We start from the raw sequence: 20,315 nt of genomic DNA, 5'->3' as shown, positions 1-20,315 counted from the left end.
TATCTCGTAACAACCGCTCTTTGTTGATCATTTCAAACCTTTATTCTCTAAGTTAAACCTCTTTTTATTCTCAATAGCCTGACAAAAAATGCAAGTCTCTATTCAGCAACTAGTTTATTGACGGCAATGCAGCACCAGCCGCCAGGCACGCCGATCCCTGCCCGTCATTTGCCGCTCCTGATGCAGTATTTGCAAACACAAACTGACCTGCACCATCTGCTGACGACCGGGAATGGGCGCAGCGATGCACCTGCGACAGCCACCGCGACGCGGGCAACCGCGACCACCGCGGCGGGCAATACGACGCAGCCCCGAATGACCGCGACCCAGTAAACCTTGCACTCGCTGTTTCAACCCGCGTTGGAAGCCAATGAGCGCCAGTTGTTGCTGGACTACAGCCAAAATCGTTTCAATGCCGGGGTACAGACACCGCTTACCCAACCGCAACTCAACGAACTGATAACCTTTTTGTTCGCCCATCGCATGCAGCGCGCTGCCGACGGCGAGTTGACAATATAGCCAACCGACTTAAAAATGATTACATCCTATGCCCTGATATGCGGCAAAGAAGCATAGCTGGCTGTTATCAAAATAATGTCGCTTGGCTATACAGAGCCTGTTCCCGCATCCGCAGCACATTGCCAATCCGCTGGTTGCCGCCTTGCCGCCTGTCCTCCAGTCCGTGTTCAACAAACCGCTGTTTTGGCCCATTGTCAGCGTTTGCGTGGTGATGTTTTTGCTGTGGGTGCTGTTTTAACAGACAAAAAAACCGGGGCACAAGGCCTCGGTTCAGCAAAACAAACGATACCCGTCATACTTCAAGCTGCACGTGCGTTGGCTACATTCGTTCACCCGAATCACTTACCTGTGTAAGCTCATCGGGATTCACTCACTTGCCGCCTTCCTGCAACTCGAATTATTTAGGGTATAGCGATTACGATTACGCTAACTTACGCATCACCAACGTCGCATTGGTGCCGCCGAAACCAAAACCGTTGGACATTACCGTGGTCAGCTTACGCTCAGTCGGTTGTGTCACGATGTTCATGTCCTGCGCCAACTCATCCAGCGTATCAACGTTAATGCTCGGCGCGATAAAATCATGCTCCAGCATCAGCAGAGAGTAGATCGCTTCTTGCACACCCGCTGCACCGAGGGAGTGTCCGGTCATCGCCTTGGTTGCCGAAATCGGCGGTACCGCGTTGCCAAACACCTGACGAATCGCCCACAGCTCTTTCACGTCACCCACCGGCGTAGAAGTACCGTGGGTGTTGATATAATCGATAGGGGTATCCACATCCTGCATCGCAAGCTTCATGCAGCGCACCGCGCCTTCACCAGACGGGGCAACCATGTCGGCACCGTCAGAGGTGGCGCCGTAGCCCACCACTTCGGCGTAAATATGTGCACCACGCGCCAACGCATGTTCCAACTCTTCCACGACCACCATACCGCCACCGCCTGCGATAACAAAACCGTCGCGATCGGCATCATAGGTGCGGGACGCTTTTTCCGGCGTCTCGTTATATTTGGTAGACAGCGCGCCCATGGCATCAAATTCACAGGCCAGTTCCCAGCATAACTCTTCACCGCCGCCAGCAAAGACGATGTCTTGTTTACCCAGTTGGATCTGCTCTACCGCATTACCGATACAGTGTGCAGAGGTGGCGCAGGCAGAGCTGATGGAATAGTTCACACCCTGGATTTTAAAGGGCGTTGCAAGACAGGCAGACACCGCAGAGCCCATCGCTTTAGTCACCACATACGGACCAACCGCTTTCAGGCCACGTGGACTGCGCATGGCATCCGCGCCAAACACTTGAGAACGCGCAGAGCCGCCGGAACCGGCAATCAAACCGACGCGCGGGTTATTTTGGTAAACCTCAGGTGCCAGCTTGGCATCATAGATGGCTTGTTCCATCGACAGAAAAGCATAGACAGAGGCATCGCTCATGAAACGCACGACCTTACGTTCAATGATGCCGGTGGTATCCAGCTTCACATTGCCCCAGACGTGACTACGCATACCGGAATCTTTCAGCTCTTGTGAGAACGTAATACCCGAGCGACCTTCCCGCAACGATGCCAGGACTTCCTGCTGGTTATTACCAATGCTTGAGACGATCCCCAGGCCAGTAATCACTGCACGTTTCATTCAATACCTCTTTCCGCATAAATGTATTTTGGGATTTCGTCACGCACTTTAGCGTACAGATGTAAGCTGAACAAGTCCGATCACCCAACCTTTTACAAAATTTGCGCCTTGGGCACCTGCTGAGTAAAATCACGCTATCGCTTTAAAAATGAGTCAATTATCGTGAAAGACCATGCTATTCAGCACGGTATACTCTCCTGGAACGAACAGGGTACACCTGTTTCGCAACAGTTTGATGACGTTTACTTCTCAAATCAGGATGGGTTGGAAGAGACCCGCTACGTCTTCTTGCAGGGTAACCACTTCCCGACGCGCTTTGTTGAGCATTCACGCCCACTGTGCATAATTGCGGAAACCGGTTTTGGCACTGGCCTGAACTTTTTGACGCTATGGGACGCGTTTGCCCATTTTCGCGCCCAGCATCCGCAGGCCGCGCTGCGTCGCCTGCACTTTATCAGCTTTGAAAAATTCCCGTTGCGCGTGGCCGATCTGGAACAGGCGCACGCCCACTGGCCGACACTCGCCCCTTACGCCGAAGCACTGCGGCAGGCATGGCCGTCGGCGCTGCCTGGTTGTCATCGCCTGATTCTGGCTGACGGTGACATCACCCTCGACCTGTGGTTTGGCGATATCAACGACTTACTGCCAACGCTGGACGATTCGCTGACACATCAGGTTGATGCCTGGTTTCTCGATGGTTTTGCCCCGTCCAAAAACCCAGACATGTGGACCGAGAACCTGTTTCACGCCATGGCACGCCTGTGCCGGGCGCAAGGCACTTTTGCGACTTTCACCGCCGCAGGATTTGTGCGTCGGGGCTTGCAGCAGGCCCACTTTGATGTGGAAAAAATCAAGGGATACGGACAAAAACGCGAAATGCTGCGCGGGGTATTGCCGCACGTCATCCCGGCACCGGCGGTAACCCCCTGGTATTCACGCCCGGCGGCGAGCGTAACAGAAGATATCGCTATTATTGGCGGTGGCATTGCCAGCGTGCTGACCGCACTGGCGCTGCTGCGACGCGGCGCACAGGTGACGCTCTATTGTGACGATGAGGCACCGGCGTTGGGCGCATCCGGCAATCGTCAGGGCGCACTGTACCCGTTACTCAACGACAAATATGACGCGCTTTCCCACTTTTTCGCCACTGCTTTTGGTTTTGCCCGCCGCCAGTACGACACCCTATGGCAAGCCGGTGTCGCCTTTGAGCACGACTGGTGCGGCGTAAATCAGATTGCCTACGATGAAAAAAGCGCGCGCAAAATCATGCAAATCTTGCGCGGCAACTGGCCGACAGCCGTGGTTACGCCGCTCAGCGCTGATGAGATGGACGCAACGGCTGGATTAGCGATCGGTTTTTCAGGTGTGAGCTATACCGAGGGCGGCTGGCTGTGTCCGGCTGAGTTGACAACCCATGCGTTGAAATACGCGCAATCGCTCGGGCTGGCGGTGCATTTTGCTACTCGCGTCTGCGCGCTGGAAAACGTCACAGCAGGCTGGCAACTGAGGTTGGTCAAAGGGCAGCAAAAAACCCATCCCGTGGTGATCCTGGCGAATGGACACCAGCTCAGCGACTGGGCGCAAACGCAACATCTCCCGTGCTATGCGGTGCGCGGTCAGGTGAGTAATATCCCGACCACGCCGTTGCTACAAGGCTTGCAACGCGTCCTTTGTTACGATGGCTATTTGACCCCCGTCAGCCCTCGCCATCAGCAGCACTGTATCGGTGCCAGCTACCAGCGAGGTGTAGTGACCACCACATTTAGCGCAGACGAGCAGCAGCAAAACCACCAGCGCCTCGCGGCCTGCTTGCCCGATGCCACCTGGGTAAATGACATTGACGTCAGCGGCAACGCAGCACGTCAGGGCGTGCGCTGTGCCACGCGCGATCATCTGCCGTTGCTCGGCGCGGCGCCGGATCACGTACAGACGCTACATCACTTCGCATCACTTGATGTACAGCAGCACACGCCAGAGCGTGTAGCCGTGGCACCGGTTCATACGGACCTGTTCATCATCGGCGCGCTGGGTTCGCGCGGATTGTGCTCTGCACCGTTGGCTGCCGAAATTCTGGCAGGGCAACTGTACGGCGAACCGTTACCGCTCTATGCGTCAACGCTCGCCGCATTGAACCCGAATCGTTTTTGGGTGAGAAAGTTGCTGAAAGGCCGCGCGGTGTAATCCGTTGCTATCAAGGCGAGAGTGTCGCGGTATAGCGCCAGTGGGTGCCGGTATCGTTAATGAGCTGATAGCTGAGCGTTTGTCCGACGATCTCACGATGTACCGATAGGTTTACGCTGGAGGCCGGGGCTATCATCATGCTGCCCAGACGCTGCTCAGCATAGCTGATATCGGTCAGCGTCATATGCCAGGGGGTAGGATTGGCGACCTGCAACTGCTGCCCTTCTCCCGCTTGCAGCAAACGAAAGCGCAGTTGCTCACCATCAGACTCAGTGGGGTCACCCAATCCAGTCGGCAGAATAAACACTTTCAGGCGCAAGCGCAGCGGCAACACGACGTTTTGCATGTGGAGCGTCATCTCCGCCGTGTTCGGTGGAATTTGATAGACGTTAAGCCACAGTAGCGATTCCTTGTCATTGGAAAATCCTTGACGCGAGGTGAGCAGCAATCGCAAAGAACGCTCCTCGCCCGGCTTCATGCTGAATACCGGCGGCACGGCAATCAGCTGCGTTGTAGCACGCTCGGGTGGAATCAGTGGATCGCCCTCATCACTCCAGACCTGAACCAGCGTGTGCTGTTTTTCTGAATTGGACAGCATGAGCGATGTGGATATCTCGCCGTTATGCAGAATCACGCGTGTGCCTTCAATATTGACCACCGCGAATGTGGGCAGTGCGCCCATCACCCCCAGCACGCACAGCATCCTGCCGATGGCTTTCTGCACGTTAATGGAAACTGACCATGATCTGCAATTGCGCATTGACTGTCCCCGGCGTAATCGGTTGTTGATTAATCGCTTCCAGCGATGCGGTAAAATCGCCAGCATAAATCTCTGTGCTACCCGTGGAAACCCTGGTGGTCAATTCTTTAAAGGCATACCACCCGCGTGGGTTGCCGGTGCCGTAAGAGGTCAAATCCGGCAGCAGATTGATGGCTTGCCCCCGGCTGTTGAAAATACGGATACCGACGCCAGAGGCCTCGCCTGCCCCAGTGCCGTAATGATTATCCAGCAACCAGGTTAAGCCGCCGCCGCTGGTGATCAACCCTAAAGACTGCGCTGCTGCCACGGCGGCGGGCTTGTTTACCAAAAAAACCATTGAGACATTCGCCGCCGTGAGGGTTGACACATTGGTGCTGGACAGCGCCCCGGATTCACACTGTATGGTGACGGAGAACCCCGCACGGCTGGTGCCGCCTTGACGCAGCTGATTGGCGGTGATCAATGGCAGCATCACGACATTCGGAAAATAGTCCACGCGACAAGATGCACCGCGTACAAAGGCCCCCCCCGTCGCGTACAGGCTCCAAGTGCCAGGCCAGTCATAGGGCCATCCTTCGTATTTGGTTGCCGAATCAGCGCCCTCTGTCACATTCGCGCTAAGCCCTGGACCTTTGAACGCGGTATAGCCGTGAGGCTGGCTGTAAAGGTAGGTGTAGCGATTATAGGCGTTGCCATACCACGTGGTGCTGTCGATACGAAACACTTCCATTAAAATATCGCTGAAGGCGCTGGCCGGAACATAGATATAGGTGCCATCGGAAAACCAGTCGGACGGCGTTAGTTGCCGCCCCTGCCAATAGCGGGAAAAGTAGGCCCCGCTCTTTAAATGGGTGAGTCCGACCGCAAAATTGCGCACATAGCTGTAGTACGCGCCGTCAATCTCACTGGCTGCATACATCCCGGCATAGCCGCTATCACCATTGGTGGCATACATCTCGAACAGGCTGCTGGCATCTGCGACAGCACAGCGAAACAAGATTTGATTAGCGGTAAACGCCGTCTGTGCCCCCTGACTCAGAAAGCTGATTGAGCTGCTCGCCAGTAAGGTACCCGACGGCTGAAAGGTGCCGCTGCTCATGCTTATCACACCGGGCATACCGATGTTTCTGCCGTTACAGGTATCACATGAGCCATTCCAGGCGGTTGCGGTATAGCCCGCATCGCGTGCAGCCTGCGATAAGGTGGTAGCATTGGTGACCCGAATACACGCGCTGTAGGCCGTTTGGCTCCCGAGTAACAGCACCGCCAGCCAGAGTGTGCTACGCGATGTCATGGCGACCTCCGAGACTGACAGGGCAGATTAAGATGGGTGAAAGCGTCACCGCCGCGTGACGGTAAACGGTAGCTGACCACACATTGCTCTCCAACCTGCGGGCCCCATACCACCTGTAAGGTGTCGCGTTCTTCGACAAGGCGAGCATAGATTTGCCACCCCTGCCCGACCATGCCAACGCTGTTGCCCGCCGCCGTTATCACATCGGCTCCCATTGGGGGAAAACTCCCGTCTTCACGCTGCGTGGCGATCAGCACGGCCCTGCCTTGCAAGGTGGAAAACTGACCTGCGCCAAAGCCCCGGCGTAAGGCACCACGAGCTGGCTTCCACCTTGCAGTTCAGTTTCATCGTTCATGCTGCTGGCATCCAGCGTAATGGTGTTATAACGGTATGGGGCCAGCGACGGCAAGATGGCTTAACCAAAGCGATCGACCCGAGCGCCCTGACCATTGCGTACCATCGCGCCTTCGTCACCAGGCGTGCGGATCAGCGCGAAGGTATCGCTGGCATAAGGCCCAAGCGTCACCCCGCCGTGATGCAACACCAGCGTACTGGCGACCCCGACGCCAAATTGGCGATAGTTGTCGCCTTGCGCCACCGAAGCGCGCAGCGCCCCCAGAGAAGTCGTTTGCTGTGCGCTACCGCCAAATGTCATCGCGTTACCGCCCTGTTGATAATTCTCTACCCCGGTGTAAGCAGACCAGGTGAACTGCCTGTCGCCGCCTGAAGACCCCGCCACACTCAGCGTGCCTGAACGTGATGTGCCAGTACGGTTCATGTCCAATGAGACCGTAGAGCGGGTGCTTCCGACATCAAAGGGCACAGAGAAACCGAGCGCGACAAGGGTTTCGGTATAGCGCTGCTGACCGGTATTGTCATAGTCTCCATCACTGACGCTGACGAAACTACGGCCGCGTTCCCACACGGTGCACTGACGCGCCACGCTCAGGTTGTAGCTGATGTTTCGCCAGGAATTATTGTAGCCGAGTTGCAGTTGAGTAACGCGTGACGATTCACCGTAGTAGCTGCTGGTACTGGCCGACATGTTCAGCATGCCCCACGAGCCCATCGCCTGGCTCACCGTGGCGGAGAAACGGTTTTTTTGATTCAGACTAAACTAGTTGCTGAATAGAGACTTGCATTTTTTGTCAGGCTATTGAGAATAAAAAGAGGTTTAACTTAGAGAATATAGCTAAACGACTTAATTTTGATTACATTATTTAAATGAGCTATTCAATTGATTTTAGACGTAAAGTGATATCTACACGGAAAAACGAAGGGTTGAGTATCCGAGAAACAGCGAAGCAATTTCGGATTGGCCCTGCCTCTGTATCGCGTTGGATTAATCAAATAGAGTCAAAAGCATCGACCACGCGTCAGCGAAAGATCGATAAATCCGAGTTGATAAAAGATGTTGAACAATATCCAGATGCTTACCAAAAAGAACGTGCAGAGCGTTTTGGCGTTTGTCAGAAGGCCATTTGGCAAGCGCTTAAAAAGCTGGGATTGACCTATAAAAAAAACTCTACGTCATCCGAAAGCCGACGAAAACGCCCAGCAGGGATTTCAACAAAAAAAACAACAGTATGAAAAAGAAGGTAAACCTATTGTTTTTATTGATGAAAGTGGTTTTTCACACGATACCCCACGGACTCACGGCTATTCCCCAAAAGGTCAACGGTGTTTTGGCCTGAAGAACTGGGGAGCTAGGGGAAGAACAAATGTTATCGGCGCTTTATTAGGCACAACGCTGTTTGCTATCGGATTATTTGATATCAATATTAACAGCGATGTTTTCTATGCCTGGGTCACACAAGTCCTTATCCCAGTACTCCCTAAAAACAGTGTAATCATGATGGACAATGCCACTTTTCACAAAAAACATAATATTCAACAAGTCATCATCGATGCAGGGTATATGGTGGAGTATTTGCCTACATATTCGCCAGATCTTAACCCAATTGAGCATAAATGGGCACAAGCAAAAAGCAAAAAGCAAAAAAAGAGAGATGGGTTGCGATACAGAGAGTTTGTTCTCAGTCCATATGGTGTAATCAAAATTAAGTCGCTTGGCTATAAAGGTTTGAAATGATCAACAAAGAGCGGTTGTTACGAGATAATCGTTTATGTAAAGCAATCATTGGATTATCAGTCGAAGAATTGAAAAATTTAGCCGCTGAATTTTCAGCTTGTTATTTGATTTATCGGAAAAAGAATCGAAAAGATCACGAGCGGCAGATGGGTGCAGGGCAGAAAGGGAGTCTGTAAAGAATTTTGTGTAAATGGCTCCATTGCTTAACCGGAGATTCGTTCTCCATACATCAACATGAATTGGCTCATAGCAGGTTTCCAGTCTCTGATTGGCAAGGTCCATTTAGCAGAGATATTATGCAAGGCTAGATAGAGTAATTTTATCACCGAGTCATCCGTTGGAAATATTCGTCGCGTTTTCGTTATCTTGCGCAATGAAGCATTTAACGACTCTATCGCGTTGGTGGTGTAGATAACCTTGCGGATCTCCGGCGGAAAGTCAAAAATGACGATGAGACGTTCCCAATTATTTCTCCACGACGGGCTGATCGTCGGGAACTGCTCATCCCATTTGGCCGCGAAGGCATCCAGGGCCTCTTCAGCGCCCTCTAGCGTTGCGGAACTATAGATGGTGCGCAGGTCAGCAGCAACGGCCTTACGCTCTTTTCAGCCGACGTAGCGCAGCGAGTTCCGCACCTGATGCACAATGCAGAGCTGTACCCGCGTATGCGGGTAAACAGCTTCAATGGCATCAGGAAAGCTTTTCAGGCCATCGCAGCAGGCGATGAAGATGTCCTGTAGCCCACGATTTTTCAGTTCTGTCATCACAGATAACCAGAACTTGGCCCCTCAGTTTTGGCTATCCATAGCCCCAGCAGCTCTTTTTCGCCCTGGCCGTTGACGCCGAGGGCCAGATAAACAGACTTGTTGGCCACGGCTCCGCCGTCCTGGCTTTTGACAACAATACAGTCAAGGTAAACAATGGGATAAAGCGCATCCAGCGGCCGTTGCTGCCAGCGCTTAACTTCATCCATCACAGCATTGGTCACTTGAGAAATGAAGCCAGCGGAAACATCGACCCCGTAGACTTCTTTAAAGTGTGCCTGAATATCACGGGTTGATAACCCTCTGGAATAGAGAGAAATAATGCGGTCATCGAAGCCGTTAAGCTGTTTTTCGTTCTTACCGATCAGTGTCGGCTCGAAGGTACTGTTGCGGTCGCGCGGAATATCGAGCTCGATCTCCCCATTTTGGCTACGTACGCTCTTGGATGTCTTGCCATTGCGGGAGTTGCCTGAATGATTATAGCTAAGCGACATTATTTTGATAACAGCCAGCTATGCTTCTTTGCCACATATCAGGGCATCGGCTGTAATCATTTTTAAGTCGGTTGGCTATACCTGCCGGGTCATGCTTAGCATACCCAAGGTGCATCTCCATCTCAGCTTCAAGAACCCGTTCCGCCAGTCTTTTAGTCAGCACCTTGAGTAGGCCTGATTCACCCAGCAGATCCTGAGGGGAGTGACAATCTTGAAGCAGTTGGTCAATAAGTTCGTTGCTGATAGGCATTTTGTTATCCTTTGAAGGTTTTCCTCAAAATGCCATTTACACAGATTATTTTACAGTCTCTTTATCTCCCAACCCCATTAGATAAACTGCTTTTTATTTTATTGTATTTAAAATGTTATCCGACCTATGATTTGCAAGGACTTCTTTTTGGTTTAGATAGAACACGGGTATGTCGCTGGGTAAAAATATTATTGCCGGTTTTAGAGATGACCTTGGGGCGAGAGGCTTTGTTGAATAATTTAACCGTTTGATTTACATCTTCTTTAGTTAGAATGCATTTACAGAGAATGTATTTTGTTAGAACGACAAATCAAATAGTTAGCACAATAAAAAGCATTCCGAGAGGAAAAATTAGTCGTTGAAATTTTATAATGCTTATATAAATCAGTATCTTAAATTATTCAACAAAGCCGACCCTTTATTGATGATACCTTCTTACTCCTTAGCGCCGGTCTTTGGAATTTCCATCTCAGAACAGCGTAAAATTTACTTCAATCACCGAAACACCCTTATTTCACTATTAAGCAACACGCTTAAAGAGTTACGTACAGAGAAGGAGATACTAAAAAAGGCGAGTGCCTTCTTCGCGAAACATATGTCGTGAGAGACCGGTTCATTCTCGACAATGCCACTGACTTCAGCGTTCGTACACTCTGTCGGGTCATGCGTGTGACGGCCTCTGCCTGGTATGCATGGCGAAAAAAGCCCGCCGAACCGCTGCAAAAAGACGTGGAGGTCCGGGTCAGGTTAAAGGCGCTGTTCGCCGCCAGCAGGCAGGGAGCAGGAAGCCGGACGCTGGTCAAAAGGCTTCGTGGAGAAGGCATCATAATCAGCCGCTGGCGGGTGAGGAAACTCATGCAGGAAGAGGGGCTGGTATGCCGACAGCGCCGGACTTATAAGGTCACGACAAAACCCCGCCCGGGTGCAGAGGTGGCCCCAAACCTGCTGAACCAGAATTTTAACCCGCCGGGGCCAAATCAGGTGTGGGCGAGTGACATCGCGTATCTGAAGACCGGTGAAGGCTGGCTGTATCTGGCGGCTATTATGGATTTGTACTCCCGGCAGATAGTGGGCTGGCAGGTGGACAGACGGATGACCTCATCGCTGGTCTGCGGGGCCCTGATGAAGGCATATAACCTGCGAACTCCCCCGCCGGGCCTGGTGGTGCATACGGACAGGGGGGCGCAGTACACGGGACAACGCTTTCAGGCGCTGCTGAGCAGCTACAGGCTGAGGAGCAGTATGGGAGACGTGGGTGCCTGCTGGGATAATGCGGTGATGGAGCGCTTCTGGGGCAGTCTGAAACATGAATGGTTGCTGCTGGTACCCCAGCCAACACGGGCTTACATGGAGCAGGATGTGGCGACGTATATCCGCTACTACAACCTAGACAGGCATCATGCCGCTAACGGGGATCTGTCTCCGGTGCGTTATGAACAAATGGCTGAGAAAAAAGTGTCCTGATTTACTTGACCAGTGCAGCATATACCGGAGAAGCATTTCCGGATGGTGCGTTACTTTGGTTTTCTGGCTAACCGCGTAGTGGGAAAACTGTTGCCTCTGGTGGCTTTGTTGAATAATTTAACCGTTTGATTTACATCTTCTTTAGTTAGAATGCATTTACAGAGAATGTATTTTGTTAGAACGACAAATCAAATAGTTAGCACAATAAAAAGCATTCCGAGAGGAAAAATTAGTCGTTGAAATTTTATAATGCTTATATAAATCAGTATCTTAAATTATTCAACAAAGCCGCCTCTGGTGAGAAAAGCCCTAGGGCAGGATAATGTGAAAAAAGCAGCGCCAGTGGCATACACAACGCGGAGTCAGGGATTACTGAATACAGACCCGTTTGCCTGCCTGCTGTGCGGGGCAAAAATGGCGTTCAGCCGGGCGCTGCCGGCAACGGCCCTGGAGAAGCTAATCGCGAACGCCGGGGAGATATAGCCAAGCGACATTATTTTGATAACAGCCAGCTATGCTTCTTTGCCGCATATCAGGGCATAGGATGTAATCATTTTTAAGTCGGTTGGCTATAGCGCGAATGCGTTACGTTGGATAATGCGGGGAAGCTCTGCCTGGAATTCGGCGATGTAATCAAAAAACGCGCAATGTGTTCAAAAATCACCCAAACACAGAGGCATTCACGATAAAAAAGCCGGTTTTCATCGTTGCCAGCCGCCGAAATCAGGGGCTCCAAAAAGTTTGAAATTCCTAGGCGTGAACGCACAGCTGGATGAATCGCTTTCGTCGGGTTCTGACTCGCTGGGAGAAGAAAGTCGAAAATTATTAGGCGATGCTGCATTTTACCTGCGGCATCATTGTCTGGAATAAAATCCTATTGGGATGGGTTCTTAATCTCTGTCATCAAAGTTAATGTATTCCCCTCAGCTCGGGGGTAAATATATAACGAGATAACGCATCATTAACTCTGATTCCTTGCAGAATATAACCTGTCACATTAGCAGGTCAGGCAGCTTATTATTCCTTGCTGCTGTAGCATCTCTCGTTGATGGCTATTATTTCGGATATTATGCAGAGAAGTTTATCGTGCGTGTATAATTTAATCAGAGTCGTGTAAAGATGAGTGCAGAGCTGATGATTTTATTTACCGATCCAGACAGAGTGGCATTCAACTGTTTGTTTTAATGATTTATTCCCGCTTTCACGGGAATAAATATAATGCGTTAAATAATACGTTTTCTCATTTACCAAATCAGGGAGAATTATTTATCAATTGATCTGTGAGGCACGTTGAAATAAATCGTCCCACATACCATTAACTAATATCTGATCCGGCGGCGAGAGCTCATCGTTTTTAATCGCTTGCTGTACACTGTCGCAAACACGCTGATAGAGCGCCTGAACCGTAGTGTCGCCCTGTTCTTCGGCTTCTGCCACCGCCAGCGTCAAATGACCGCGCAGGTAGCCACCGGCAAAAAGTTCATCATCGCTGGCATGCTCTACCATATTATCAATCAGCGCAAGAATACGCGCTTCACATTCTGCGATCATCTAACATCCTCACTATTAACGTTTATCCGCATCAGTTGAGCTCGGCGGGATACGGGAACTGCTCCGCCGTCAACGGCGGCGTATTGTAAAACGATTGTAATGCGCGAATAAAGCGCAATGGCCGCGCCGGAATACCCTGCTCGAGATAGGCCATCACTTGCACATGTACGGTGCGCTGAAACGCGATGCGATCCGGCTCGACATCCCCTTCCAGATTGTCGCAACTGACATTGAAGGGAAAGCCCGATGCCACGCAAAACAGCCAGTCAAACGCCTGTGGCTTGATTTCTACCTGCTCGAACTGCCCCTGCGTTGCCGCATCGCGGCCATCAGGGCAGTACCAATAGCCAAAATCTACCAGCTTGCGTCGTGCCTCACCGGCAATGCACCAATGCGAAATCTCATGAAATGCGCTGGCATAAAACCCGTGCGCGAACACAATGCGATGATAGGAAAACTGTTCATCCGCGGGCAAATAGATAGGCTCATCGTCCCCTTTCACCAGCCGGGTGTTATAGTCCTGTTCAAAGCATTGCCCGAACAAGGCAATAAGATCGCGGTAATCGTACGTAGTGCTTATGCTAGAGGTGGTCATGACCAGAGGTGTCCTATCCATTGGGCAATGTCGCTGCCGTTGTTATCATAAATCAGCTTCACGCTCATGCAGGCAGACACAATCACCAGCATCGGGCGGATCAGCGTTTGCCCCTTATTGAGCACCATACGAGCGCCGAGACGAGCCCCCAACACTTGCCCCACCAGCATCACCAGACCCACGCCCCAGACCACCTGACCGCCGAGGATAAAGAACAGCAACCCACCAAAATTGGAAGTAAAATTAAGTACCTTGGCATGTGCCGTGGCTTTAGGCAGGCTGAAACCACTGACCGTGACAAACGCCAGCGCGTAAAAAGAACCTGCGCCGGGGCCAAAGAAACCATCATAGAACCCAATACACCCGCCCGCCAAAAAGGCAAAAGGAAGACCAGACAAGCGTTTCTGGCGATCTTCTTCACCAATTTTCGGCATTAACAGGAAATAGAGCCCGATACCGATCACCAGAACAGGCAGGATCTGGCGCAAAAAGTCTGCGTGAATCTGCTGAATCAACCAGGCACCAAACGTTGAGCCGACAAAGGTCAGTGCGATCGGCAGCTTCTGTTCACTTAACTTCACGGCGCGCTGACGGACGAAATAGAGACTGGCAGAAAAAGAGCCACCGACCGCTTGCAGTTTATTGGTTGCCAGCGCCTGCGCTGGGCTTAGTCCCGCCGAGAGCAGAATAGGAATACTGAGTAATCCGCCTCCCCCCGCGATAGAATCGATAAAACCGGCAAGTGCCGCAAACGCAAACAACACCCCGAGCATTTCGGGGCTGACCAAAAACCATTCCATGATTTAGTTCACCAACAGATGTTTATCGAGTAATGCCTGGCACGAGGCGGGGAGCGGAGGTGGCGTTTTCACTGGCGCTTCTGGGCTCGGGTGGCGTGGCGTAAACCAACTGCTCAACTCGGCACCGCACCCATCACCTGCGGGTGGCGCGTCCTGATCCTGACATTCCAGACTGTCTGCCGGGCAGCGTAGCCGCACGTGCATATGCGCCCGGTGCGCAAACCAGGGACGCACTTTACGCAGCCAATCACGATTCTGTCCCGCTTCCTGACACAGCTGTTTCTTGATGGCCGGGTTAACAAAGATGCGAGTGACCTCATGATCCTGCGCGGCCAGTTTGATGAGTGCCGTCACCTGCGGTTGCCACAAGCGTGGGTTGACCTGCCGACCGTTGGCTGCAACCAAATCAATAGGCTGCGGTTTCAGAAGCTGCTGCGCTGTCCAGCGTTGCAGCGGCATTTGTAACCAAATATCCGCATCCAGACCGGACTGGTGGCTGGCATGGCCGCTGCTGAATCTACCGCCTGCCGGCATGCCCATATCGCCCACCAGCACAATACCGCCCGTCTGCTTTTTCACATTGGCACTCAGCCGCGTGATAAACGCCAGCAAATCCGGATGACCGAAATAGCGGCGTTGATCGACACGCATCACCTGATAATTCACGGATTCCAACGGCAACGGCTGCGCACCGACAATACAGCCGTTAGAGAAAGCACCAATAGCCTGCGCCGTACCCGGCACCGGATGTGCGATCTCTTGCCACGGGGTTTTTGCCCATACGCCGGCGCTCAACAGCACGGCAATGGCCCCCACCCACCCTTTTTTCATGTTTAGTTTACCAACGAGGAACCTGACTCACGACGTCCGCACACTGGGCGCGCTGACGCAACAAATGATCCATCAATACAATCGCCATCATTGCCTCCGCAATCGGCACCGCACGAATCCCCACGCAGGGATCGTGACGTCCACGGGTGATCATTTCCGTTGCTTCCCCCTGGCGGTTGATGGTTTTCCCCGGCACCGTAATGCTCGAGGTGGGTTTCAGCGCCAGATGCGCGACAATCGCCTGTCCGCTGCTGATGCCGCCCAGTACGCCGCCCGCATGGTTACTCTGGAACCCTTGCGGAGTAATTTCATCACGGTTTTCGCTGCCGCGTTTGGTGACAACCGCAAATCCATCGCCAATTTCCACGCCTTTTACGGCGTTGATACTCATCAATGCGTGGGCCAGATCGGCATCCAACCGGTCAAACACCGGTTCCCCCAAGCCTGCGGGTACAGATTCTGCGACAACGCTGACTTTGGCACCGATGGAATCACCCTCTTTTTTCAGGGCACGCATCAATTCATCCAGTGCATCGATCTTGTCGGCATCGGGGCAAAAAAACGGATTTTGCTCAACGATATACCACTCTTTCAATTCGCAGGTGACATCGCCCATCTGTGCTAAATAACCACGCACCTGAATACCGTGCGTCATTTGCAGGTATTTTTTAGCAATGGCCCCGGCGGCCACGCGCATTGCGGTTTCACGGGCCGAAGAGCGGCCACCGCCGCGATAATCACGCACGCCGTATTTTTGTTCGTAGGTATAATCAGCATGACCGGGACGGAATACATCCTTGATCGCACTGTAATCCTGAGAGCGCTGATCGGTATTTTCGATAATCAGGCCAATGCTGGTGCCCGTGGTGACCCCTTCAAACACGCCAGATAAAATACGCACCTGATCCGGCTCACGGCGCTGCGTTGTATAACGCGAGGTGCCAGGACGACGGCGATCCAAATCGTGTTGCAGATCCGCCTCGGTCAGCGGAATACCCGGCGGTACGCCATCAACGATACATCCCAGTGCAATACCGTGGGATTCGCCGAACGTGGTGACGCGGAAGAACTGGCCAATACTGTTGCCTGCCATCACGGCTCCTTTCTGTGTAACATCGCTATTCTGTACTGCATTATGATTTATATTGCCGGGGCGAGCCCGGCATAATCGGTGTGTTTATTGCCGATACGCCGCGAAATGGCCGTGACAATCCACCAGTTGATCTTTTGTCAGCATAAATACGCCATCACCACCGTGCTCAAACGCCAGCCAGGTAAACGGAATATCCGGACACTGATCCATCAAATGCACCATACTGTTGCCCACTTCACAAATCAGCACGCCCTGCTCATTAAGGTAGTCTGGCGCGCAGGCCAAAATGCGGCGTACCAGATCCAGCCCGTCATTGCCTGCAGCAAGACCCAGTTCCGGCTCACGGCGAAACTCCTGTGGCAAATCCGCCATGTCTTCCGCATCCACATACGGCGGATTGGTGACAATCAGATCATATTCGAGCGGCGGCAGCGCGCGAAACAGGTCGGAGCGAATCGGCGTGACCTGCTGTTCCAGGCAGTGTTGCTGGATATTCTGCTCGGCGACGGCCAACGCATCGCTGGAGAGATCGACAGCATCCACTTCAGCGTCGGGGAAGGCATGCGCACACGCTATCGCAATACAGCCGCTGCCGGTACAGAGATCGAGAATATGCAGCGGCTCATCGGCGATCAGTCCTGCGAACTGCTGGGAAATCAATTCACCAATTGGCGAACGTGGCACCAGCACGCGCTCATCAACAAAAAACTCCAACCCGCAAAACCATGCCTTGTTGGTCAGATAAGCCACCGGCAGACGTTCATTCACGCGACGAATTACGCGTTCAACCACACGGTGCCGCTCTGATAACGTCAGACGTGAGCCATACATATCCGCGGGGAAATCGAGGGGTAAATACAGGGTTGGCAGCACCAGTTGCAACGCTTCATCCCACGGGTTATCGGTGCCATGTCCATAATAGAGATCGGCTGCGTTAAAACGGCTTACCGCCCAGCGCAGCATGTCTTGCAAGGTATGCAGGTCTTTGACCGCCTCGTCGACGAAAATTTTATCCAAGTTAGTCCTCCACAGACCCCACCCGTCAGGAAATGCCGCTTAGTTTGCCATGAAGCTAACGACAAATCAGCAGATATCACCCACCCGCACAGAAATCCTCTACGTCGCCTATCAATCGATTCTCCCTCTCAGTGCTCTGGTAATTTCAGGTTTACTATTAAAAAGGTAGCACAGGCACTATTACAGGTTACACTGGGACCCATGTCATTTATGGCAAATGCCTTATGAATTAATGCCCTAACGCCAGGCCGCCCCATCGGGAAGCAGATACGCCGACGTAATAAGGACCGTGAGAGACACAACGGGGTGACCGAATGAGTAAGAAACACGCGCTGAATGATGGCGAAGCACAGTTATTCCGCGCCTCCGTGGCTGGCACCAAAACGCTGCGCCAGGATACCTATGTACACCGTCCACAGCGCCATCACGTTGAAGGAAAGCTGCCGCCGCGCAAGGCGTTGCAGGAACAAGTGGATGCCAGTTTTTATTTTTCCGACGAATTTCAGCCCCAGTTGGACAGCGACGGCCCCATGCGTTACGTGCGCCCCGGCAGCAGCCATTACGAGCTAAAAAAGCTGCGGCGCGGCGACTATTCTCCGGATCTGTTTCTCGATCTGCACGGATTAACCCAGTTGCAAGCCAAACAAGAACTGGGTGCCCTGCTCGCGGCCTGTCGCCGTGAACACGTTTACTGCGCCTGTGTGATGCACGGCCACGGCAAGCATATTCTCAAACAGCAAACGCCACTCTGGTTGGCACAACATCCAGACGTTCTGGCTTTCCATAAGGCGCCCAAAGAGTTTGGCGGTGACGCCGCGTTGTTGGTGTTGGTGGAACTGGATGCTGCGTACGGTCAAATAAAGGCGTGCACTGAACCGTCACGCTAATGCGCCCGGCTTGCACGCTGTCGCCTGGCGGTGACGACGGCGCAAGCTCGGATCAGGATTTGAGCGCCAACTGTGACGGGCTGATTTGCCAATCGAACACACCAGCACCCGACTGCGCATCCAGCGTAACGCAGGCCACCGCCGAGGTGGCAAACATCGGCGCACCGGTTTGTGGGCTGAGTTCCGCCACCAGATACCCTACCAAGGGCAGGTGTGAGACGATCAACACCGATTCGATCCCCTCACCGGCCAATGCCAGCAGATAATCACTGACAAGCGCAGCATCGCCGCCCGGCGTCAGCGCTGGCAGGCAGTCTTCTTCATCAGGCAGGGAAAGGATACCACGCAAAGTGGATAGGGTTTGCTGGGCGCGGACATAAGGACTTACCAAAACACGCGTAATGGCCACACTCTGGTCATGTAGCCAGAAAGCCATTTGACGCGATTCTTCAACACCGAGCGCACTGAGCGGGCGAAGCGCATCACTGGCTGCGTCAGGTACTGCATCACCATGACGCATAATCAACACTTGCATATAACACCGTTATAGTAAAAAACTTCGTTATATTATGCTGTTAGCGCATATTCTCCGATAATCAAGCCGCCATGCACACAGGGGCAAAACAGAGGGAATACGCGTCATTTTGTTGCAAATTTAACCGAAGCACGAACCGCTTTTTTACCTTAGATGGGAAGCTTGAGTCAACCGATTTGCGCAGGCGGACAAGGGAGCGCACGCCACGTTCTGCTGCCGGCACCCGCAAAATGGCAATATTATCAACACAAATCATATGGTTAATTTAGCATTCAGTGTTTACTACTCCACGGTGAGAGACCGCAAAGTTCAAAAACAGACTTTTTGCCACCGTCGCATTGCAGAAAAATAGATGCATAAACCATAAAGTAAAATTAAATAGCATAAAAAACGAGAGTGTAAAAAGATCTGTGTAAATGGCATTTTGAGGAAAAACTTCAGAGGACAAAAAATGCCTATCAGCAACGAACTTATTGACCAACTGCTTCAGGATTGCCACTCCCCTCAGGAGCTTCTGGGTGAATCAGGCCTACTCAAGGAGCTGACTAAAAGACTGGCGGAACGGGTTCTTCAAGCTGAGATGGAGATACACCTTGGGTATGCTAAGCGGCTTTGTTGAATAATTTAACCGTTTGATTTACATCTTCTTTAGTTAGAATGCATTTACAGAGAATGTATTTTGTTAGAACGACAAATCAAATAGTTAGCACAATAAAAAGCATTCCGAGAGGAAAAATTAGTCGTTGACATTTTATAATGCTTATATAAATCAGTATCTTAAATTATTCAACAAAGTCTCCTTCTCTGTACGTAACTCTTTGTTTTCCTTTTGTAACCGTTTTAACTCTGCACGTTCATCATCGCTGAGTACGCCGTTGATCTGCTCGCGTGCCAGCGAGATCCATGTATGCAGGGTTTTGTTGCTTATGCCCAGCGATGCTGCTGCCCTGGCTATCGTATAGCCCTGCTCTGTTACCAGGGCAACGGCTTCCTTTTTAAACTCAGGGGTAAATTGTCGTTTATGGTTCACTAAACACCTCCGTTTTGGATGTAAGTTTAGTGTCCTGATTATTCAACCACTACACTGCAAGCTGTATACGAGTAAAACGCCGATCACCGCCGCCGATCTGCTCAATGATCGTGTACTGCCGTTCTACGAGTCCCAGGGACTGCCAATGCTGAGAATACTGACCGACAGGGGAACGGAGTACTGTGGTAAGGTGGAGCAGCATGATTACCAGCTGTATCTGGCCATCAACGATACCGACCATACAAAAACGAAGGCAATGTCTCCGCAGACGAACGGCATCTGCGAGCGCTTCCATAAAACGATTTTGCAGGATTTTTATCAGGTTACGTTCCGCAAGAAGTTATATGGGGACCTGGAGAGCCTGCAGGCAGATCTGGACAACTGGTTGTGGCATTACAATAATGAGCGAACTCATCAGGGAAAAATGTGCTGCGGGCGAACGCCAATGGCAACGTTACTTGATGGAAAACGGGTCTGGGCAGAAAAGAATCTGAACCGGATGTAATCTGACAGATATCTGTA

General features: G+C 52.0%; 24 protein-coding genes and 5 pseudogenes. 13 read left to right on the top strand and 16 right to left on the bottom strand.

What is annotated here, in order from left to right:
* Positions 1-114 precede the first annotated feature (114 nt).
* Complete coding sequence (locus ACQGXV_RS20040; protein WP_440862905.1) at positions 115-354, bottom strand: hypothetical protein; 240 nt, start codon at positions 352-354, stop codon at positions 115-117.
* Between the two features lie 6 nt (positions 355-360).
* On the opposite strand from ACQGXV_RS20040, the gene ACQGXV_RS20035 reads away from it, so the two are divergent.
* A complete protein-coding gene (locus tag ACQGXV_RS20035; RefSeq protein WP_440862904.1) occupies positions 361-519 on the top strand; it encodes a hypothetical protein in 159 nt (52 codons plus the stop codon).
* 9 nt (positions 520-528) lie between these two features.
* Here the strand turns inward: ACQGXV_RS20035 and ACQGXV_RS20030 are convergent, their stop codons facing one another.
* Positions 529-690 (bottom strand): hypothetical protein, encoded by a 162-nt coding sequence (locus ACQGXV_RS20030; RefSeq protein ID WP_440862903.1) that lies wholly within the window; start codon positions 688-690, stop codon positions 529-531.
* Positions 691-940: 250 nt separating this feature from the next.
* A complete protein-coding gene (gene fabB / locus ACQGXV_RS20025) occupies positions 941-2,155 on the bottom strand; it encodes a beta-ketoacyl-ACP synthase I (protein ID WP_440862902.1) in 1,215 nt (404 codons plus the stop codon).
* A gap of 162 nt (positions 2,156-2,317) precedes the next feature.
* On the opposite strand from fabB, the gene mnmC reads away from it, so the two are divergent.
* Positions 2,318-4,336 carry a bifunctional tRNA (5-methylaminomethyl-2-thiouridine)(34)-methyltransferase MnmD/FAD-dependent 5-carboxymethylaminomethyl-2-thiouridine(34) oxidoreductase MnmC gene (gene mnmC, locus ACQGXV_RS20020; RefSeq protein WP_440862901.1) on the top strand — a complete coding sequence of 673 codons (2,019 nt, stop codon included), beginning with the start codon at positions 2,318-2,320 and terminating at the stop codon, positions 4,334-4,336.
* A gap of 10 nt (positions 4,337-4,346) precedes the next feature.
* Here the strand turns inward: mnmC and ACQGXV_RS20015 are convergent, their stop codons facing one another.
* From ACQGXV_RS20015 to ACQGXV_RS20000, 4 genes and pseudogenes are all read right to left on the bottom strand, one after another.
* Complete coding sequence (locus tag ACQGXV_RS20015; RefSeq protein ID WP_440862900.1) at positions 4,347-5,030, bottom strand: fimbria/pilus periplasmic chaperone; 684 nt, start codon at positions 5,028-5,030, stop codon at positions 4,347-4,349.
* Between the two features lie 31 nt (positions 5,031-5,061).
* Positions 5,062-6,390 (bottom strand): fimbrial usher protein StbD, encoded by a 1,329-nt coding sequence (gene stbD / locus ACQGXV_RS20010; RefSeq protein ID WP_440862899.1) that lies wholly within the window; start codon positions 6,388-6,390, stop codon positions 5,062-5,064.
* Positions 6,387-6,647, bottom strand: a complete 261-nt coding sequence (locus ACQGXV_RS20005; RefSeq protein ID WP_440862898.1) for a FimD/PapC C-terminal domain-containing protein — start codon at positions 6,645-6,647, stop codon at positions 6,387-6,389. Before ACQGXV_RS20005 ends, stbD begins: the two co-directional genes overlap by 4 nt.
* A pseudogene (locus tag ACQGXV_RS20000) lies at positions 6,641-7,501 on the bottom strand (fimbria/pilus outer membrane usher protein). The gene ACQGXV_RS20005 and the pseudogene ACQGXV_RS20000 overlap by 7 nt, the downstream one beginning before the upstream one ends.
* A 113-nt stretch (positions 7,502-7,614) precedes the next feature.
* Between ACQGXV_RS20000 and ACQGXV_RS19995 the strand changes: the two are divergent.
* Genes ACQGXV_RS19995 through ACQGXV_RS19985 form a run of 3 tightly spaced genes read left to right on the top strand, consistent with a single transcriptional unit; the run spans position 7,615 to position 8,658 of the window.
* Positions 7,615-7,980, top strand: a complete 366-nt coding sequence (locus ACQGXV_RS19995) for an IS630 transposase-related protein (RefSeq protein WP_440862584.1) — start codon at positions 7,615-7,617, stop codon at positions 7,978-7,980.
* Positions 7,904-8,482: an IS630 family transposase gene (locus tag ACQGXV_RS19990; protein WP_440867526.1), complete on the top strand. Its 579-nt coding sequence runs from the start codon at positions 7,904-7,906 to the stop codon at positions 8,480-8,482. Before ACQGXV_RS19995 ends, ACQGXV_RS19990 begins: the two co-directional genes overlap by 77 nt.
* Positions 8,479-8,658, top strand: a complete 180-nt coding sequence (locus tag ACQGXV_RS19985) for a hypothetical protein (RefSeq protein WP_440862896.1) — start codon at positions 8,479-8,481, stop codon at positions 8,656-8,658. The genes ACQGXV_RS19990 and ACQGXV_RS19985 overlap by 4 nt, the downstream gene beginning before the upstream one ends.
* A gap of 27 nt (positions 8,659-8,685) precedes the next feature.
* Here ACQGXV_RS19985 and ACQGXV_RS19980 read toward each other — a convergent pair.
* Positions 8,686-9,990, bottom strand: a pseudogene (locus tag ACQGXV_RS19980) (IS256 family transposase).
* Between the two features lie 29 nt (positions 9,991-10,019).
* Between ACQGXV_RS19980 and ACQGXV_RS19975 the strand changes: the two are divergent.
* From ACQGXV_RS19975 to ACQGXV_RS19955, 5 genes and pseudogenes are all read left to right on the top strand, one after another.
* Positions 10,020-10,241 (top strand): helix-turn-helix domain-containing protein, encoded by a 222-nt coding sequence (locus ACQGXV_RS19975; RefSeq protein ID WP_440862894.1) that lies wholly within the window; start codon positions 10,020-10,022, stop codon positions 10,239-10,241.
* 107 nt (positions 10,242-10,348) lie between these two features.
* Positions 10,349-10,594 (top strand): hypothetical protein, encoded by a 246-nt coding sequence (locus tag ACQGXV_RS19970; RefSeq protein WP_440862892.1) that lies wholly within the window; start codon positions 10,349-10,351, stop codon positions 10,592-10,594.
* Entirely contained in the window at positions 10,591-11,454 is an 864-nt protein-coding gene (locus ACQGXV_RS19965; RefSeq protein WP_440862891.1) for an IS3 family transposase, read from the top strand. The genes ACQGXV_RS19970 and ACQGXV_RS19965 overlap by 4 nt, the downstream gene beginning before the upstream one ends.
* 15 nt (positions 11,455-11,469) lie before the next feature.
* A pseudogene (locus ACQGXV_RS19960) lies at positions 11,470-11,556 on the top strand (transposase); the annotation flags it as partial.
* A 299-nt stretch (positions 11,557-11,855) separates the two neighbouring features.
* Positions 11,856-12,014, top strand: coding sequence for a hypothetical protein (locus tag ACQGXV_RS19955; RefSeq protein WP_440862890.1), 159 nt, complete (start codon positions 11,856-11,858; stop codon positions 12,012-12,014).
* Positions 12,015-12,723: 709 nt separating this feature from the next.
* Here the strand turns inward: ACQGXV_RS19955 and ACQGXV_RS19950 are convergent.
* The 6 genes from ACQGXV_RS19950 to prmB form a co-directional block, all read right to left on the bottom strand.
* Positions 12,724-13,005 carry a YfcL family protein gene (locus ACQGXV_RS19950; protein WP_440862888.1) on the bottom strand — a complete coding sequence of 94 codons (282 nt, stop codon included), beginning with the start codon at positions 13,003-13,005 and terminating at the stop codon, positions 12,724-12,726.
* A gap of 31 nt (positions 13,006-13,036) precedes the next feature.
* Positions 13,037-13,600 carry an elongation factor P hydroxylase gene (locus ACQGXV_RS19945; RefSeq protein ID WP_440862886.1) on the bottom strand — a complete coding sequence of 188 codons (564 nt, stop codon included), beginning with the start codon at positions 13,598-13,600 and terminating at the stop codon, positions 13,037-13,039.
* Positions 13,597-14,400, bottom strand: a complete 804-nt coding sequence (locus ACQGXV_RS19940) for a sulfite exporter TauE/SafE family protein (RefSeq protein ID WP_440862885.1) — start codon at positions 14,398-14,400, stop codon at positions 13,597-13,599. The genes ACQGXV_RS19945 and ACQGXV_RS19940 overlap by 4 nt, the downstream gene beginning before the upstream one ends.
* A gap of 3 nt (positions 14,401-14,403) precedes the next feature.
* Positions 14,404-15,231, bottom strand: coding sequence for a penicillin-insensitive murein endopeptidase (gene mepA, locus ACQGXV_RS19935; RefSeq protein WP_440862884.1), 828 nt, complete (start codon positions 15,229-15,231; stop codon positions 14,404-14,406).
* 7 nt (positions 15,232-15,238) lie between these two features.
* Entirely contained in the window at positions 15,239-16,324 is a 1,086-nt protein-coding gene (aroC, locus tag ACQGXV_RS19930; protein WP_440867525.1) for a chorismate synthase, read from the bottom strand.
* A gap of 84 nt (positions 16,325-16,408) precedes the next feature.
* Positions 16,409-17,341, bottom strand: a complete 933-nt coding sequence (gene prmB, locus ACQGXV_RS19925) for a 50S ribosomal protein L3 N(5)-glutamine methyltransferase (protein ID WP_440862883.1) — start codon at positions 17,339-17,341, stop codon at positions 16,409-16,411.
* A 314-nt stretch (positions 17,342-17,655) separates the two neighbouring features.
* Here prmB and smrB point away from each other — a divergent pair, with 314 nt between their 5' ends.
* Complete coding sequence (gene smrB, locus ACQGXV_RS19920; protein ID WP_440862882.1) at positions 17,656-18,228, top strand: endonuclease SmrB; 573 nt, start codon at positions 17,656-17,658, stop codon at positions 18,226-18,228.
* Positions 18,229-18,280: 52 nt separating this feature from the next.
* On the opposite strand, the gene sixA is transcribed toward smrB, so the two are convergent.
* Positions 18,281-18,763 carry a phosphohistidine phosphatase SixA gene (sixA, locus tag ACQGXV_RS19915; protein ID WP_440862881.1) on the bottom strand — a complete coding sequence of 161 codons (483 nt, stop codon included), beginning with the start codon at positions 18,761-18,763 and terminating at the stop codon, positions 18,281-18,283.
* Between the two features lie 451 nt (positions 18,764-19,214).
* Here sixA and ACQGXV_RS19910 point away from each other — a divergent pair.
* Positions 19,215-19,370 (top strand): annotated as a pseudogene (locus ACQGXV_RS19910) (IS256 family transposase); the annotation flags it as partial.
* A 162-nt stretch (positions 19,371-19,532) separates the two neighbouring features.
* Here the strand turns inward: ACQGXV_RS19910 and ACQGXV_RS19905 are convergent.
* Positions 19,533-19,793, bottom strand: coding sequence for a transposase (locus ACQGXV_RS19905; protein ID WP_440862880.1), 261 nt, complete (start codon positions 19,791-19,793; stop codon positions 19,533-19,535).
* A gap of 58 nt (positions 19,794-19,851) precedes the next feature.
* On the opposite strand from ACQGXV_RS19905, the pseudogene ACQGXV_RS19900 reads away from it, so the two are divergent.
* Positions 19,852-20,298: pseudogene (locus ACQGXV_RS19900) on the top strand (integrase core domain-containing protein); the annotation flags it as partial.
* Positions 20,299-20,315: the final 17 nt, after the last annotated feature.

It is taken from the genome of Symbiopectobacterium purcellii (assembly GCF_052050035.1).
Taxonomy (GTDB): Bacteria; Pseudomonadota; Gammaproteobacteria; order Enterobacterales; family Enterobacteriaceae; genus Symbiopectobacterium; species Symbiopectobacterium purcellii_A.
The sequence above is the reverse complement of the archived record's forward strand: the minus strand, read 5'-3'. Positions and strand labels throughout refer to the sequence as shown.